Raw genomic sequence first — 15,998 nt, 5'->3', positions numbered from 1 at the left:
GTCTGCCTGACGATAAACACTCCCTTCGCTGGTCACTTCCCCACTTGATCCACTTCTGTCCGTTACCGGTCTTCGCTGATCGACCGCCGACCCCGTGCACCATGTTCGGCCGGCCGTTCCCCAGCTCGTCACAGGAGGTCACACTCCCAACTGCAGCCCGTCCGCCGCCTCCTCGACCATCGCGAGCCCCAGCCTGCTGACACGTACGGCGAAAGGAGAGCCCGCGACGCGCAGTCCCGTCATACCGATCTCGCCCAGCGGCGCGCTGCGCACCGGCCGCAGGGTCACCGTCCCCGCAGGAGCGTCGGGACGGATGCCGACGAGGGTGGTGAGCAGCAGCACGCCCGCGGCAGCCGCCGTCGCGGCCGGTCTGCACGCGGCGGGGTGGGGCAGTGGGGCACTCCCCGCCGTCCGCTGCTCCCCCGCGTACATCTCGGGCAGCCGCCGGCCGAAGCTGTCCGCCGCCGCCAGCACCCCCCGCAGAAGCGCGCTCGCCTCCTTCTCGTACCCGGCGGCCGCGAGCCCCGCGACCGCGACCGCCGTCTCCTGCACACGCACGGCACCGCTGCGATGGCCGAAGGGGTTGTATCCCGCTTCCTTCGCCCCCAGGCTCCGCAGTCCCCACCCCGAGTCCATGGCGGGTCCTCCGAGCAGCCGCGCGAGCTGTTCGGTCCGCACCTTGTCGAGAAGTCCCGGGGCCTGCTCCCCGGCGCCGAGCAGCCCGGTGTCGAAGAGGTGGGCGGCACCGGCTCCCAGGTGCGGCACGACCCGCCCGTCCGGGGTGCGCGCGGCCGCGGGTCTTCCGCCACCCCGGTCCTCGACCCAGAAATCCGCCGTGAAGCGGGCCCGCAGGTCTGCGGCCCAGTCCCGCAGCTCGGCCCCGCCCGGCCGGCCGTGGGCCTCGAGGAGGTCGGCGCCCAGCAGCGCGGCGCGGTGGGCGTGCGCCTGGGTCTCGCATCGCAGCGGGCCCCCGGGGCGCGGGTCGGGCAGATAGACACCGCTTCCGACGGCCCCCCGCAGCCACCGCAGGCAGCGCTCGGCCGCCGGCAGCAGTTCCTCAGTCTCCTGCTCGGGGAGTCCCCATCTCCTGGCCTCCGCGAGGAGCACGGGAAACAGGAGCGTCGCCTCGGTGCCGGTGCAGCCCGGCGGCAGATGCGGGCCCGCGTCCCTCCGCGGGCCCGGAATCATGCCGGACTGTGCCTCCCGGCCCACGATCTGGGTGCGGGCGAGGGTACGCAGTGTGCCCGCGGCGAGGCGGGTACCGAGCGGCAGGGTCATCCGGGCCGCGACCAGCGCGTCGGCCGGGGCCATGCCGCAGCGCCAGGGGGCGCCCGCCGCCAGGTGGATGTCCGAGGGATTCTTCGGGTCACGCAGCAGCAGGGCCTCGAGGTCCTCCAGGCAGGTGCGCAGCAAGGGCTGCGCCGTCGGGTCGTCGCCCGCCGCACCGGCCTGGGAGAGAGGGCTCGTGGCACCCCGGCCCACCGGCCTGATGGGACCCGCGCCGTCCGGGCGTACCCGCAGTTCCACGCAACGGGTGCCGCCGGGCGGCAGCTCCAGCTCCCAGCGCAGCAGACCAGCGGAGGCCAGGGCGTCGGCGGGCGGCGGATGCGCGGTCACCGTGGAGTGCCCGTGCGCGCTCGACCAACGGAGGCCGGAGTCGTACACACTCGCGGGCAGTTCCGGACCGGCTCTGCCGGAGGCGACGGCGCCCAGTTCAGCGAGATCCGTTCCCAGCGACACCTCGACGGGCAGGCGCAGCGGGCGGCGTGCCGTGCTGTGCAGGGTGATCCGCTCGGTGCCGTCCGCATGGCGCGTGCGCTCGACCATGACGTCCGGGTCCGGTCCGGCCGACATGCGCAGCGTCGCCATGAACCGGGCTCGATCGGCGGAGAGCATCCGCGCCTGCACGGCGAGCGGTTCCCGACCCGCCACCCTCACCTGGCAGCGCGAGAGCATGCGCCGTCCGGCACGGTAGAAGCCCTCCAGCCCTCGGCCGTTCAACTGGCCCTGCTCCGACGAGATCGCGAGGCCCGGCAGGGCGACACAGATCAGGGTCGTGTGGGCCGGTGGCAGCTCCGCGGGACGGCGGGGACCAGAGGGCGGCGCCTGCGGGGACGACGGGCTTGCGGTGGCCGGGTACGGCAACCCGGTCGAGGCGCCCGCGCCGGGCACGGCGAGCGCCGGGCCGGCCCCGACCGCGGGACGCGAACCTGGGACGCGGGGCAGCGGACTGCGTCTGTCCGTGCGTGGAGCGCCGGTTCTTTCGCCACGGGCCCGGGCGGAGGGCTGGACCGGCATGAGGACGGACGGGACGTCGTCGGCATCGGACATGGAGGGCAGGGGCATGGGGTGGCTTCTTCTGTCTTCGGCGCGCGTGGGGTGCGCTCGGCACCAGGTGGGGCGCCGGAGAGGGACGGGGTGCGACGGCGGCGGGGCCAGGCCACGGGTACCGCCACTCAGGTGAACGGAGCGGCTCCGCTCCGGGTCACGCCCCTGGCCCGGGAAGCCGAGCGACCAGCGGGTCGGCAAAGTGACCACGACATACCTGAAGGGGAGCAGCGCGCTCAGCCACACTCCGAACCAGAACAGCACCACGCAGCGCACCCATTGCCTGATCGGCGTGCTCACGTCTCCCCCTCCGTGGGCTGCCCACCACCGCGGCGGGCCCGCGCCCGAGCACTCGCTCCGTCGGCCCTGCTGCCCGGTCGACGGCCTGCGGGTGCGTTGCCGGTGGCGGAGCGCGATCGACGGGCTGGAGCTGCGCCGGATGCTCGACGAACGGTGCGGCCGTCAGCATTCCCTCCCGGGTGCGACCTGCGTCGGCGTCGAGGGCCGGTCGCGGTGCAGGGTTCGGCAGAGGCCGGCTGAGGAACCGGACGCTGCTCGAAAGGGCCCTCCCCACCGTCGGCATCGGCATCGGCACTGGCACTGGCACTGGCACTGGCACTGGCACTGGCACTGGCACTGGCACTGGCAGGGTCCGGTGTCAGGTCGCGTCCCCTGCGTTCGGCGCGCAGGCAGCGGCGAATGGATTCGGGATCGAGGCCTTCGTTGCAGGCCTGGTGCAGGAGACGGGCGAAGAGGTAGTCGGGGTCTGCGGCGAGGGCCATGGCCAAGGCCTCGCGGGCCTCCAACTCGTCCCCCGAGGACCAGGCGACCCAGCCCGCGAGCGTGAGCGGGGCCGCGGCGTGCTCGCCGTAGGGACCGACGCAGCGGCGGGCGAGGGCCCGCCAGAGCCGAAGAGCCGGGCCGGCTTCGTCGCCTTCCATCCATTCGGCGGCGCGGTCGCGGGTGGCGCGGTCCTGGAGGCCGAGGATCAGTGTGGCCGCGTCCTCGTGGCCGACGAGTTCGTCGTCGTGCAGGTCCGCGTCCAGCGTGCCGGGCACGGCCGGAGCGGCGGCCAGTCGCCCGAGGGCGCGCTGTGCCACGGCGAGGGTCTCCTCGGCCACGTCCGCGCGGCTCTCCGCGTGCAGGATGCGAGGGACGAGCGCGGACTGCGCGGCATCGAGGGCGGCCTCCTGCTGCAGCGCGGCAGCGGTCTCCCAGGGCAACAGCCTGGCCCGCATCTCCTTCAGCGTGCCGCGCACCTGGAGGCCCGCATAGGTCGCGGCGGCAGCCAGCACGGAGGTACCCGGCAGCCCCATCGGCTCTCCGTCGGAAGAACAGCATCCGTTGCCGGGGCAGCAGTAGGACCAGAAGCGGCCGTCCGAGATGCAGAGGGCCTCGACCACAGGGACGTCGAGGGCGCCGCAGGCCCTGCGCAGCAGTTGGGCGAGGGGCCGCAGGCGTTCCATGACGTCGCGTGGAGACTCACCGCTCACCGGGTCCTGGCAGAGGAAGGCGACCATGCTCTCCGGCCTGGCTCCTCGACGCTCACTTCCGGTCACCAGTCCATGGGCCAGCTGCTGGGCCACGGACGGCCAGTCGTCGGCCTGGGCCGGAATGCCCAGCCGTGCGCGTCCGCCGAAGCGTCCCCGCGCGTCCCGGTCGTGCAGAGCGACGAGGACGATGCTGTCCTCGGGCCGATATCCGAGGAGGTAGGGCAGGGCATCGGCGAGTTCGGCCGGGGTGCGGAGGGTGACCTGCTGTCCGTCGGCGGGTCCGGTGTTCGTGCCGTGCCCCAGGTAGGCGGAGGGCTCGCTCCCGCGCCCGCATCCGTTCTGCCTGCCGATGCCACTGCTGCCGGAGGTTCCGGCCGCTTCGCTGTGATTCGTCATGCCGTGACCATCTCGCGGATCTTGAGATTCCGCTTGGCCCTGTGGATAAGTCCGACCATGATCACGTCAGAAGCTGTCCACACTTCGCCCCGCTCGTTCGCGCAATGTCCGAGGCATCGGGTTGCATGGGGCCATGAGCGACGAAGACCTGCCCTCCACGGACCGCCAAGATCTGCGCACGGCCGCCGACACCGTGCTCGCCCGCCTCGTCGGCGCCCCCGCGGGCGCCGCGCGGCTGCGCGAGGACCAGTGGCACGCCATCGAGGCGCTCGTCGCGGAGCAGCGCAGAGCGCTGGTGGTGCAGCGCACGGGTTGGGGCAAGTCCGCGGTCTACTTCGTCGCGACCGCGCTTCTGCGCGAGCGGGGCGCGGGCCCCACCGTCATCGTCTCCCCGCTCCTCGCCCTCATGCGCAACCAGGTGGAGGCGGCCGCCCGCGCCGGCATCCACGCCCGGACCATCAACTCGTCGAACACGGAGGAGTGGGACACCATCCGCCAGGAGGTCACGGCGGGCGCGGTCGACGTGCTGCTGGTCAGCCCGGAGCGGCTCAACAACCCGGACTTCCGTGAACAGGTCCTGCCCGAGCTGGCCGCCGCGACCGGGCTGCTCGTGGTCGACGAGGCGCACTGCATCTCGGACTGGGGTCATGACTTCCGCCCCGACTACCGCCGGTTGCGCACCATGCTGGCCGATCTGCCGCCGGGTGTCCCCGTGCTCGCCACGACCGCGACGGCCAACGCGCGCGTGACGGCCGACGTGGCGGAGCAGCTGGGCACGGGCGGCGGCACGGACGCCCTGGTCCTGCGCGGGCCGCTGGACCGCGAGAGCCTGAGCCTCGGCGTGCTCGAACTGCCGGACGCCGCCCACCGGATGGCCTGGCTCGCCGACCACCTGGACGAGTTGCCGGGCTCCGGGATCATCTACACGCTCACCGTGGCCGCCGCCGAGGAGGTCACCGCGTTCCTCCGCCAGTGCGGGCACACCGTGACGTCGTACACCGGCAAGACGGAGAACGCCGACCGGCAGCAGGCCGAGGAGGACCTGCTCGCCAACCGGGTCAAGGCGCTGGTCGCCACCTCCGCCCTGGGAATGGGCTTCGACAAGCCCGACCTCGGGTTCGTGGTGCACCTCGGTTCACCGTCCTCCCCCATCGCCTACTACCAGCAGGTGGGCCGCGCGGGCCGAGGCGTCGAGCACGCCGAGGTGCTGCTGCTGCCAGGCAAGGAGGACCAGGCGATCTGGGAGTACTTCGCCTCGGTCGCCTTCCCTCCGGAGGAACAGGTGCGGCGGACCCTGGATGTCCTGGCGCACGCGGAGCGACCGCTCTCCCTGCCCGCTCTCGAGCCTCTGGTGGAACTGCGCCGCTCCCGGTTGGAGACGATGCTGAAGGTCCTCGACGTGGACGGCGCGGTCCGCCGCGTCCAGGGTGGCTGGATCTCCACCGGCGTCCCTTGGACCTACGACACCGAGCGCTACGCGTGGGTCGCCAAGCAGCGCGCGGCCGAACAGCAGGCGATGCGCGACTACGTGACGACGACGGGCTGCCGGATGGAGTTCCTGCGGCGGCAGTTGGACGACGAGGAGGCTGCGCCGTGCGGACGTTGCGACACCTGCGCGAAGCCCCGGTTCGCGGAGACCGTGTCCTCGGCGGCGCTGGACGCGGCGCGCGGCGAGTTGGGGCGGGCCGGGGTCGAGGTGGAGCCCCGCAAGATGTGGCCGACCGGGCTGCCCGCGGTCGGCGTCAATCTGAAGGGACGCATTCCGTCCGGTGAACAGGCCGCTCCGGGACGAGCGTTGGGGCGACTGTCCGACATCGGCTGGGGCAACCGACTACGGCCGATGCTCGCGCCGCAGGCCCCGGACGGGCCGGTGCCGGACGATGTGGCGAAGGCGGTGGTGGCCGTACTGGCCGACTGGGCGAAGGGCCCCGGCGGCTGGGCCTCCGGCCAGGCCGACGCACAGCCCCGTCCGGTGGGTGTCGTCACCATGGCGTCCCGTACGCGGCCGCAGTTGATCGGTTCCCTCGGTGCGCGGATCGCCGAGATCGGTCGCCTGCCCCTGCTGGGGTCGGTGGCCTACACCGGCGCTGTCTCCCAGGTCACCCGGAGCAACAGCGCGCAACGCCTCAAGGCGCTCGACGGGGCACTGACCGTGCCCCCTGAATTGGGCGCCGCTCTCGCGGAGGCGGACGGGCCCGTGTTGCTGGTCGACGACGTCACGGAGACCGGCTGGACACTCGCGGTCGCCACGCGCGTGCTCCGGCGCGCGGGGGCGCAGGGGGTGCTGCCGCTCGTCCTCGCCGTCCGGGGGTGACCGACCGTCAACCGCGCGTGAGCCCCGTGCCGCTTGGGCGTTGCGAACGCGTCCCATGCGCAGGGATATAAGCGGTGGATCACCACAAAACTGTCAGTGGCCCCAATTGCTCGTTGCCGCAACCAACTTCGCCAGGAAGAATTGGAGTCCGCTCCCCGCACGGCCCCCTCGTGAAGGTAGGGCTTCTGCTGCGGCGTGCGCTCCCCCAAGTCCGACCCTCGCCCCGCTGTGTGGGCGCGTAGCCGAAGGGAGGATCGTGACCTTCGGATTCGCTCCGTCCTCGGCGGGCTCCGTGTCGACCTCTGCCGACCTCTCCGCCACTTCCGCCAACCGGTTGCTCGAGCCCGCGGAATGGGCCGCCGCCGGGATTCCGCTGCTGCGCAATCCCCGGGAGGTCGTCAGCGGGCTGCACGCGCGGCATCAGCCCCGGCCCGCGACGGCCGTCATCGCCGTCCTGGATCCGGACGAGAGGTTGCTGGCGAGCGCCTCGTTCGTCCGGCGCCCGACCCCGGCCGACGGGTGGATGTTCCGCAACGCCCTCCTCGCGCAGCTGCGCCGGGTCATTCCGCATGATCTGCGCCGGCGTACCCCGGTGCGTACGGCCGTGCTGCTCTACTGCCGTGACGGCGAAGCGCGTTGGACGGAGGAGGACGGGGCATGGATGTGGGGGCTGCGGGACGCCTGCACCCTTCACGGGCTGCGCTGCGGGGCGTACATCACGCTGACACGTGACGGCTGGCAGGTCCTCGGCGAGGGCCGGGGAGGCCGTCGGCCGCACGCGGACTCACCGGCCGAGCCCTTTGCCACGGCCGTGGCGCCGCCGCCCATGCCACGCACGGGTGGCGTCGCGTCGGAGGTACTGCGCCGAGCCGCGGCGCGCTGAGCCGCGGCCACTCCGTCCGGCTTCGGCACGCCCGGCCCGGACACCGCGAACGCCCGCCCCATCCCCGTAAGGCCACGGGGGTGGGGCAGCACCACCCTCGGTGCCCTCGCGCAACAGCACACAGCACGTCATGCACCGCGCCGTCGCGGAGCTCAGCACCGCCCAGCCGCACAGCACGTCACGCCCGGCACCGTCGCACCGCTCGACACCGCACCGCACCGCACCGCACCGCACCGCACCGCACCGCACCGACAAGCAGAGCCACGGCACCCCGGGAACCGGCCGACGACGCTCGACGCAGCCCCCGGACACGCCGAAACACCCCGCAGGCACGCCGAAGCGCCCCGTCACGGGGTGTGGCCGCGATGCCGCCCGGATCGTTCGCGGGCATGCGCGGCTCCCCGGCGGGCCCTCACGGGCCGACCGGGGCCGGGTCTCCGCAGTCGCTCAGACTCCGGCGCCCAGCACCGAGTTGATCGTCTGCGGGTCGCCGCACACGATCAGCAGGGTCCGGGCCCGGCCGAGGGCCTTGGGCAGCGCCTGGGCGGTGACGGCATCTGTTCCGCCGTTGACGGCGACCACGACGACGGGACGCGGCGCGGCCCGGTCGGTGGCCGAGGCATCGGCGTAGAAGACGTCGTCGCCCGCGTCGTGCTGCGCCCAGTAGGCCGCCTCGCCGAAGGAGAGCTCGTGGTCGGCCCACGGGTGCGACTCGCCGGTGGTGATCACCAGCACGTCACCGGGGGCTCGGCCCGAATCCAACAGCAGGTCGACGGCTTCCTCGGCGGCGTCCAGCGCGCCCTCGGCCGAGGCCGGGATCAGCTGGATCTGCGGGGTCGGGGCAGGGGCGGACGGCCCGGGCTTGGGCGCGGTGTGAGCCGCGCGCTGAGCCGGCACCGGCCGGGCAGGACCCGGACGACCAGGACGCGGCGGGGCCGCGGGACGGGGACCGGGTACGGGACGGGGGGTCGGCGCGACCCGGCCGCTGGCCGGAGTGGCACGCGGGCCCTGGGCACTCTCGTGAATCTGAGGCTCCTCGGGAATGAGAGGCATGAGCTGATATTTATCAAACGCCGGTGCGACTCGCGTCGGCGGGTGGCACATGAGTGCGAACGAATCCGTCAGAAATCGAAGCCGAGCTGACCCTCGATCTCCGGAACGCTTCCGTTCGCCCAGTTGCGGGCCTTCTTGAGGTGCCGCCACTGGGGCAGCGCATCAAGATACGCCCACGACAACCGGTGGTACGGGGTGGGGCCCCGCTCCGCCAGCGCGGCCTTGTGGACAGGCGACGGATACCCGGCGTTGGCCGCGAAACCGAAGTCTGCATGGTCGACACCCAGTTCGGCCATCATTTTGTCGCGCTGAACCTTGGCGATCACCGAGGCGGCCGCGACGGCGACACAGGACTGATCGCCCTTGATCACCGTCCGAACCCGCCAGGGTGACCCCAGGTAGTCGTGCTTGCCGTCGAGAATGACCGCGTCGGGCCGCACCGGAAGGGCCTCCAGGGCCCGTACGGCGGCCAGCCGCAGCGCGGCCGTCATACCCAGGTCGTCGATCTCCTCCGGAGAGGCGTGACCGAGGGCGTGCGAGCTGACCCACCGCAGCAGTTCCTCGGCGAGTGACTCGCGTCGCTTGATCGTCAGGAGCTTGGAGTCGGTGAGGCCCTCGGGCGGTCGACGCAGTCCGGTGACCGCCGCGCAGACGGTGACGGGACCGGCCCAGGCGCCGCGCCCCACCTCGTCGACACCGGCGATGACCTTCGCTCCGGTCGTGGCACGCAGAGAGCGCTCGACGGTGTGGGTAGGTGGTTCGTACGGCATGGCGCCCTTAGCCTACGCCGCCCGCGTCCCCGCGCGACACCCAGGTTTCCCCGGGCAACCTGAGCCCTTTCGCCGGCCCGCCCGGGCGGGCCTCACCGGCAGAGCAGCGGAACCATCAACTGGTCGATCATCTCCTCGATGTCCCGCTCACTCCATTCGCTCCCGCACACCTTCGAGCGGTACATCATCATCGCCGGAATCGCGTCGAAGACATAGCCGTTGGCCGCGTCGGGGCGCACCTCACCCCGCCTGATTCCACGTTCGACGACCTCGCGCAGCAGCTTGACCGTCGGCTCCACGACACCCTCGATGATCACACCATGGAAGCGTTCGGCCTGGGTGGTGTCGCATTCGTGAATCACCGAACGCAGAGCGAACCCGGGACGCGAGAACATCGCCTCACGGGCCTGACGGCACAGCGCCAACAGATCCTCGCGCACGTTCCCGAGGTCGGGCGCCTCCTCGAAACGCGGCAGCCCGGCCTGCAGGGCGTCGGCGACGAGGTCCTCCTTGGAGGGCCAGCGGCGATAGACCGCCGCCTTGCCCGTCTGGGCGCCCGCGGCGACCCCCTCCATGGTGAGGCCGCTCCAGCCGACCGTGCTGAGCTGCTCCAGCGCCGCGTCGAGGATGGCGCGCTCGAGCACGGCGCCACGCCGGCGCGGGGAGACCGTCGGGGCAGGAGCGGCCGTCCAGCGCGAAGTGACCATCTGTGTTTCTCCGTTGAGCCAGGGGGCGGGGATACCGAAAGCGGAAGCGGACGGACGACGCGCACCACGACGGCGACTTCAATGAACGCTTGCGTTCACTAAGGGGGACTCACTACCGTGGACGCGTCAGTGAACGCAAGCGTTCACTAAGGCACTTGTGGGGGAACCATAGTGACAACCTCTCCGTTGATTCAGGATCAGAAGCCGGGAGCCGCCCGCCGGGAGGGGCGTCCCGGCATCGCACTCACCGTCATCGCGGCCTGCCAACTCATGGTGGTACTCGACGCGACGATTGTGAACATCGCGCTCCCGCACATTCAAGACGCGCTCAAGTTCAGCACCACCGACCTGACATGGGTGGTCAGCGCCTACACGCTGACCTTCGGCGGTCTGCTCCTCCTGGGCGGCCGGGCCGGTGACATCCTCGGCCGCCGCCGGGTGTTCATGACCGGAATCCTCGTCTTCACCCTCGCCTCGCTGCTCGGCGGCCTCGCTCAGGAACCCTGGCAGCTGCTCGCGGCCCGCGCGCTGCAGGGCGTCGGCGGGGCGATCGCCTCGCCGACGTCGCTGGCGCTCATCACGACGACCTTCCCCGAAGGGCCCGAGCGGAACCGGGCGTTCGGCGTCTTCGCAGCGGTCTCCGCCGGTGGCGGCGCCATCGGCCTGCTCGCGGGCGGCATGCTCACCGAGTGGCTCGACTGGAGGTGGGTACTGTTCGTCAACGTGCCCATCGGCGTGCTGATCGCAGTCCTCACCCCGATGTACATCAGCGAGTCCGAGCGGCACCCGGGACGGTTCGACATCGCGGGCGCGCTCACCTCGACCGCCGGTATGGCCTCGCTGGTCTACGGGTTCATCCGCGCGGCGGAGCACGGCTGGCGCGACGGCCTGACCATCGGTTCCTTCACGGCCGCGGTGGTCCTGTTGCTGTTGTTCGGCCTGATCGAGAGGCGCGCCAAGGAGCCCATCACCCCGCTGCGGATGTTCACCGACCGCAATCGCTCGGGCACGTACGTGATCATGCTGAGCCTCGCGGCGGCGATGTTCGGGATGTTCTTCTTCATCGTGCTGTTCGTGCAGAACGTGCTGCGCTACACCCCTATCGAGGCCGGTCTGGCCTTCCTCCCGGTGACCGTCGCGATCGTCACCGGTGCCGGTCTGTCCCAGCGGTTCCTGCCGGTGCTCGGCCCCAAGCCGTTCATGGTGGTCGGCTCCACGCTCGTGGTGCTCGGTCTGACCTGGCAGACCTTCATCAGCCCGGACAGTTCCTACGTCGGTGGCGTGCTCGGTCCTATGGTGACGTTCGGCTTCGGCATGGGCCTGAACTTCGTGACCCTCACCCTGACCGCGGTCTCGGGGGTGGCCCCGCACGAGGCGGGCGCGGCGTCCGGGCTGCTCAACGTCACGCAGCAGGTGGGCGGCTCACTCGGCCTGTCCATCCTCACGACGGTCTTCGGTACGGCCAGCCGCGACGAGGCGGAAAAGCAGGTCCAGCTCTTCATGTCCCAGGCCACGGACGCGCAGAAGGCCGACTTCGCCAAGACCCAGCAGCTGCCGGCTCCCTGGAGCCACGAGGTGCTCTCCCAGGGCATCTCGACGGCTTTCATACCCGCTGTCGCGATGGCCGTCCTCGCCCTGGCCACCGCCCTCGTGGTGATCAGGGTTCGCAAGAGCGACCTGGAAGCCCTCTCCGGCGCGGCCGGACCCACCGCCGGAGGCTGAGGGCTGACGGGACGGTCACGGAAGCGGCCGCCCACCAGCCGCGACACGCACGGAGAGCGCAGAGCCGACCGTGCACCAGCAGCCGGAGCACGCCGGCTCCGATCCCCGGGCGTGCACCACCAGCCGGATCACGCCCGGGGGACCGTGTCCCCGGGCGCGGTCCGTCCCGTGCGGACCCGCGACCGTCAGCGGTAGAACTCCGGTCCCAGCTCACCGCACGCCGGTCCGCTCGCGCCCCCCGTCGGCGGGCGCTCCTCCAGGATGCGCCTCGCCTCGGCCTCGCCCCAGCTCGTGGCGTACCAGGGAACGTGGCGCCGCTCGTCCAGTTCCTCCTTGATGCTCCACAGCGCGCACGACCGCATGGGCTCCTCCAGCCGGTCCAGGGCCGGCACCGCGTCGGCGGACAGGCCTTCGGCGTAGGGGAGGTCGAAGCGACCCGTGGTCTCGTACCGTTCGACGTTGCGCTTGGCGATCAGTCCGTCCGGCGACAGCAGTCCGAACGCGAGCAGCACCGCGACGGCACTGGCCACGACGGCGCGCGGCAGCCACCGGGCACCCCACACACCGGCGGCCATGATGAGCACGATGACCAGGCCGAGCCAGAGCTCCATGGTCAGCACCGAGATCCTCAGTCGCGTCAGCCCGTAGGCCTCCACGTACATGTCCATGCGTCGCACCGCGGATGCCACGACGACGAGGGCCAGTGCGCACAGGGTTCCCAGGACCCCGCGCACGAGCGTCCGGTCGCTCGGGCGGGTGCGCGGGGCCCAGCGCAGGGCGATCACGATGACCAGCAGGGTGAGCAGCGTGGCCATGAGCAGCTGCCAGAAGCCCTGGCGCGCGTACTGCGCGTAGGTCTGGCCGGTCTCCTTCAGGACGGCGTCGTAGCCGCCGAAGAGCACGGCGAGCTGAACGGCGTTGAAGACGGCGAAGAGTGCGACCAGTCCGACCAGGGGCAGCGCCCACTCGACGCGGCCGCAGGCGCGGCCGGCCGGCACCGGGAGGCGGTCCCAACGGGCGGGTGCGGCCGCCGTACGGGCCGCAGCGAGGGTGCCGAACAGGCCGAGCACGAGAAGCAGGAACCTCCAGGGGCCGTCGGTCACGGAGACGTCGGGCACCAGAGCGCCGAGCAGATCGGCGAAGGCGGCGTCGGCCCCGGCGAACAGCGCGCCGAAGACGAAGAGGAGGACCGCGGCCACGACGAACGCCCTCAGCACAGGCGCCAGGCGGCCGCGACTGCCGCCCATCCGCTCACGCAGCCCCTGCCAGGCCCAGGCCGGTCCGGTGACCAGCGAGGTGAAGACACCGACGGGTCCGAGCAGGACGGCCGGCCAGGTGCGCCCGCCGTGCAGGGCCAGTGAACCCGCCGCGAACGCGCTGACGACGGCGAGGAACGAGGGCCACTCCGCGGCGCGCAGTGCGGGCACGGCCAGCAGGGCGAGCCCTCCGGCGCCCCAGACGAGGGCCCAGGGACGCGGGCGTCGCCCCGCCCGACGGCCCGCGGCGTACACGGCGAGCGTGGCGGGCACGGCGACGAAGACCAGGTTGATCGCCAGCCCGTCGCCCAGCAGCGCCATGCTGAGCAGGCCGGTGGCCAGGGCCGCCCACAGGGTCGCGGTGCGGATCGGCGCGGGCTCACCGGGGCCGAAGTCGCTCAGTGGCGATGAGGGCGCTGGTCGAGACGGTATGCGCGCCGGCCCGCCCGGTAGGGGTCCGGGCCTGTCCGCCTTGCCCTCCGGGTCGGCGTTCGCGGAGGCCGCCGACCGACCGCGGGCCTTCTCGGTTCCCGCGCGGGCCCTCGGCGGCGGGCCTTCGGGTTCTGGCGTTGCTGGTGCTGACGGTGTCTCGGACATGGGACCCCCTCCTCCCGGACCGGCCCTCCTCGCCACCTCACGCAGCGCGCGGCTGCGGCAGACGGCTCATGACCGGTCCCTCGTCGCCGCGTATCGTCATGATCAACAGGCAGCGTGGCGGCCAGGGTATGCCGCAGATGAGCGCACAGGGTCGGCCTGGGAAGCCACTGTGTCACTCCTGTGACAGTTGAGGTGCTTGAGATCGAAGAGACCGGGGAAGCACGTCCGCTACCCCCCGACGCCTCTCGCGCCGCGGTCGGCGCAGGTAGGCCCCGGTCGGTCGGTCATCCCACCCGGAGCCAGTCCGGGAACGCCTCGGTCTGCCGCGTCCATGCCTCGGGGGGCGCCCCGGCCTTACCGGAGGCCACCACTCCGCCGACGATGGCGCAGGTCGTGTCGACGTCGCCGCCCACCTGGGCCGTCGTCCAGAAGCCCCGCTCGTAGTCACCGAGGGCGCGTGCCGCCGACCAGAGCGCGAACGGCACGGTGTCGTGCGCGGTTGTACGCCGCCCGCAGCCCAGCACGGCGGCGACGGTGTCCGCGTCGGCGTAGTCGAGCATGTCCCGCGCGCGCCGCAGGCCGGCGCCGACGGCGCTCTTCGGCACGAGGGCGATGACCCCGTCGAGCAGATCGCCGGGGCTCGGCGGTCCGGCGGGATCGGCCGCGAGGGCGGCGGCAGCGGCGACGGCCATGGCGCCGACGACGGCCTCACGGTGCTGGTGCGTGGGGTAGGCCGAGATCTCCGCCTGGTGGGTGGCCTGCTCGGGGTCGTCGGCGTACCAGGCACCCAGCGGGGCGATCCGCATGGCCGCGCCGTTGCCCCAGGATCCCTGCCCGTTGAAGAGCGCCGAGGCCAGCTCACGCCAGTCACCGCCTTCGCGGACCAGCCGCAGCAGGCGGTTGACCGCGGGCCCGTAGCCCCGGTCGAAGTCATGGTGCACGGCGAAGGAGCGGGCGAGTTCGTCCTGGTCGATCCGGTGGTGGGCCACGAGGACGGCCACGACGGAGCAGGCCATCTCGGTGTCGTCGGTCCACTGCCAGGGGCCGGGCGGGATCTCGCGGCGCTTGAGCAGCGGGTAGTTCACGGGCACGAAGTACTGCGAGCCCAGCGCGTCCCCCACCGCGAGTCCGCGCAGGCTGGAGAGGGCCCGTTCGAGGGGGCCGGGAGGAGAGGAGTCAGCGGTCATCGCCCTGCCACTCTAACTGGTGGCCCCGTACGACTCCGGGTCCCGCCAGCGGTCGAACGGCCGGTCGAGCGTGTACTTGCCGTCCTCCCCGAGAACGAGCATCCGCATCTCCGCGTTCCCGGGGTTCGACAGCGACTCGAACTCTGCGACGGTCCAGTGGAACCAGCGCATGCAGAACAGACGCATGGCGAGCCCATGGGTGACCAGCAGGACGTTCGGCGGGTGGTCGGGGTCCTCGAAACTGCGGAAGAGGCTCTCCAGAAAGCCGCCGACCCGGTCGTAGACGTCGGCGCCGGACTCCCCCTGCGCGAAGCGGTAGAAGAAGTGGCCGTAGGCGTCCCGGTAGGCCTTCTGGAGGCGGACGTCGTCCGGGTCCTGCCAGTTGCCCCAGTCCTGCTCGCGCAGCCGTGGTTCCTCGCGCACCCGCACCTGCTCGGGGTTCAGGTGAAACGCCTGGAACGTTTCGTGCGTCCGGCGGTAGGGGGAGACGTAGACACTGACGCGCTCGCTGCCGACGACGTCGCGGATGTGTTTGCCGGTCTCCTCCGCCTGCTGCCAGCCGAGGTCGGTGAGCGCGAGGGCGTGGTCGGGCTCGCGCTCGTACACGGTGTCATCAACATTGCCCGTTGACTCGCCGTGTCGGACAAGGATGATGCGCCGTGGTCGTGCCATGCCAAGACCCTAAGGGGGACGAGGGCGGATCGAGCACTCGTCCGGGTGCCATACGGCGTAGGTCACACGGGTCCCGCCCGCCGACCTCACAGGTTTGAAGATCAAACTCGTACGAGTTGGAATCTCAAACCGTCCAGCTCGGCTCCAGCTCCACGATGTCGCCGGTCATGGCGGCGACGTCGGCCTCGATCTGCGCCCGGAGGGCGAGGCGTTCGATGCGTTCGACGCGGTACTTGCCGTGCTCGGCCGCCGACTGCCACATGGAGAGGATCATGAACTCGTGAGCGGGTGCCTCACCGAAGAGGCCGCGCACCATGCCCGGGGAGCCGGCCATCGCGGGGTTCCAGACCTTCTCCTGCATCAGCGCGAAATGCTCGGCCCGCTCCTCGTGGACACGGCAGTGCGCCACCCGCACCAGATCGGCGTCCGTGAAGCGCGGCTCGAATCCGGTCTTCACGTCGAACCGGTGGTCGAAGAGCTTCGCCTGCATGTCCTTGAAAGTGCCCGACTGCGACGCGGCGAGCCGGTCGTGGGAGCGCGCCATGAAGGAGTCGTAGAAGGCACGGCTCTCCCAGAAGGAGAAGATGTGCGCCACACCGGCCCGCCCCCGGCTCCAACCC

At 71.9% G+C, this 15,998-nt stretch carries 12 protein-coding genes; 3 read left to right on the top strand and 9 right to left on the bottom strand.

Annotated elements, in window-relative coordinates; all coding sequences use genetic code 11:
• Positions 1-138 precede the first annotated feature (138 nt).
• Together GWK25_RS09515 and GWK25_RS09510 are read right to left on the bottom strand one after the other, a co-directional pair.
• On the bottom strand, positions 139-2,346 hold the full coding sequence (locus GWK25_RS09515) for a glycogen debranching N-terminal domain-containing protein (RefSeq protein ID WP_251828791.1): 2,208 nt from the start codon (positions 2,344-2,346) through the stop codon (positions 139-141).
• Positions 2,347-2,624: 278 nt separating this feature from the next.
• Positions 2,625-4,217 (bottom strand): DUF4192 domain-containing protein, encoded by a 1,593-nt coding sequence (locus tag GWK25_RS09510; protein WP_215449347.1) that lies wholly within the window; start codon positions 4,215-4,217, stop codon positions 2,625-2,627.
• Between the two features lie 133 nt (positions 4,218-4,350).
• Between GWK25_RS09510 and GWK25_RS09505 the strand changes: the two genes are divergently transcribed.
• Together GWK25_RS09505 and GWK25_RS09500 are read left to right on the top strand one after the other, a co-directional pair.
• On the top strand, positions 4,351-6,531 hold the full coding sequence (locus GWK25_RS09505; protein WP_215449346.1) for a RecQ family ATP-dependent DNA helicase: 2,181 nt from the start codon (positions 4,351-4,353) through the stop codon (positions 6,529-6,531).
• 256 nt (positions 6,532-6,787) lie between these two features.
• Positions 6,788-7,414 (top strand): hypothetical protein, encoded by a 627-nt coding sequence (locus GWK25_RS09500; RefSeq protein ID WP_215449345.1) that lies wholly within the window; start codon positions 6,788-6,790, stop codon positions 7,412-7,414.
• 447 nt (positions 7,415-7,861) lie between these two features.
• On the opposite strand, the gene GWK25_RS09495 is transcribed toward GWK25_RS09500, so the two are convergent.
• From GWK25_RS09495 to GWK25_RS09485, 3 genes are all read right to left on the bottom strand, one after another.
• The gene (locus tag GWK25_RS09495; RefSeq protein WP_215449344.1) at positions 7,862-8,467 is read right to left on the bottom strand and encodes a hypothetical protein; all 606 of its coding nucleotides are present in this window, start codon (positions 8,465-8,467) and stop codon (positions 7,862-7,864) included.
• A 68-nt stretch (positions 8,468-8,535) separates the two neighbouring features.
• Positions 8,536-9,237 carry a ribonuclease HII gene (locus GWK25_RS09490; protein ID WP_215449343.1) on the bottom strand — a complete coding sequence of 234 codons (702 nt, stop codon included), beginning with the start codon at positions 9,235-9,237 and terminating at the stop codon, positions 8,536-8,538.
• 92 nt (positions 9,238-9,329) lie between these two features.
• A complete protein-coding gene (locus GWK25_RS09485) occupies positions 9,330-9,944 on the bottom strand; it encodes a TetR/AcrR family transcriptional regulator (protein ID WP_215449342.1) in 615 nt (204 codons plus the stop codon).
• Between the two features lie 171 nt (positions 9,945-10,115).
• Between GWK25_RS09485 and GWK25_RS09480 the strand changes: the two genes are divergently transcribed.
• Entirely contained in the window at positions 10,116-11,666 is a 1,551-nt protein-coding gene (locus GWK25_RS09480; protein ID WP_215449341.1) for an MFS transporter, read from the top strand.
• 185 nt (positions 11,667-11,851) lie between these two features.
• Here GWK25_RS09480 and GWK25_RS09475 read toward each other — a convergent pair whose 3' ends face one another.
• The 4 genes from GWK25_RS09475 to GWK25_RS09460 all read right to left on the bottom strand — a co-directional run.
• Positions 11,852-13,519: a DUF4153 domain-containing protein gene (locus GWK25_RS09475; RefSeq protein ID WP_251828789.1), complete on the bottom strand. Its 1,668-nt coding sequence runs from the start codon at positions 13,517-13,519 to the stop codon at positions 11,852-11,854.
• A gap of 284 nt (positions 13,520-13,803) precedes the next feature.
• On the bottom strand, positions 13,804-14,706 hold the full coding sequence (locus GWK25_RS09470) for an ADP-ribosylglycohydrolase family protein (protein WP_215449340.1): 903 nt from the start codon (positions 14,704-14,706) through the stop codon (positions 13,804-13,806).
• A 12-nt stretch (positions 14,707-14,718) separates the two neighbouring features.
• Positions 14,719-15,378 (bottom strand): histidine phosphatase family protein, encoded by a 660-nt coding sequence (locus GWK25_RS09465; RefSeq protein ID WP_215449339.1) that lies wholly within the window; start codon positions 15,376-15,378, stop codon positions 14,719-14,721.
• A gap of 124 nt (positions 15,379-15,502) precedes the next feature.
• Positions 15,503-15,998, bottom strand: a 496-nt coding sequence (locus tag GWK25_RS09460; protein WP_251828788.1) for a DUF4937 domain-containing protein, incomplete at its 5' end; no start/stop codon positions are given.

The sequence above is a fragment of the Streptomyces sp. ATCC 21386 genome (assembly GCF_018728545.1).
GTDB lineage: Bacteria > Actinomycetota > Actinomycetes > Streptomycetales > Streptomycetaceae > Streptomyces.
Note: the sequence above shows the minus strand (reverse complement) of the source record. Positions and strands in the feature narration are given on the sequence as shown.

Coding starts and splice junctions, on each gene's coding strand:
- GWK25_RS09515 (WP_251828791.1), bottom strand. CDS start 2,346: ATGCCCCTGCCCTCCATGTCCGATGCCGACGACGTCCCGTCCGTCCTC.
- GWK25_RS09510 (WP_215449347.1), bottom strand. CDS start 4,217: ATGACGAATCACAGCGAAGCGGCCGGAACCTCCGGCAGCAGTGGCATC.
- GWK25_RS09505 (WP_215449346.1), top strand. CDS start 4,351: ATGAGCGACGAAGACCTGCCCTCCACGGACCGCCAAGATCTGCGCACG.
- GWK25_RS09495 (WP_215449344.1), bottom strand. CDS start 8,467: ATGCCTCTCATTCCCGAGGAGCCTCAGATTCACGAGAGTGCCCAGGGC.
- GWK25_RS09490 (WP_215449343.1), bottom strand. CDS start 9,237: ATGCCGTACGAACCACCTACCCACACCGTCGAGCGCTCTCTGCGTGCC.
- GWK25_RS09485 (WP_215449342.1), bottom strand. CDS start 9,944: ATGGTCACTTCGCGCTGGACGGCCGCTCCTGCCCCGACGGTCTCCCCG.
- GWK25_RS09475 (WP_251828789.1), bottom strand. CDS start 13,519: ATGTCCGAGACACCGTCAGCACCAGCAACGCCAGAACCCGAAGGCCCG.
- GWK25_RS09470 (WP_215449340.1), bottom strand. CDS start 14,706: ATGACCGCTGACTCCTCTCCTCCCGGCCCCCTCGAACGGGCCCTCTCC.
- GWK25_RS09465 (WP_215449339.1), bottom strand. CDS start 15,378: ATGGCACGACCACGGCGCATCATCCTTGTCCGACACGGCGAGTCAACG.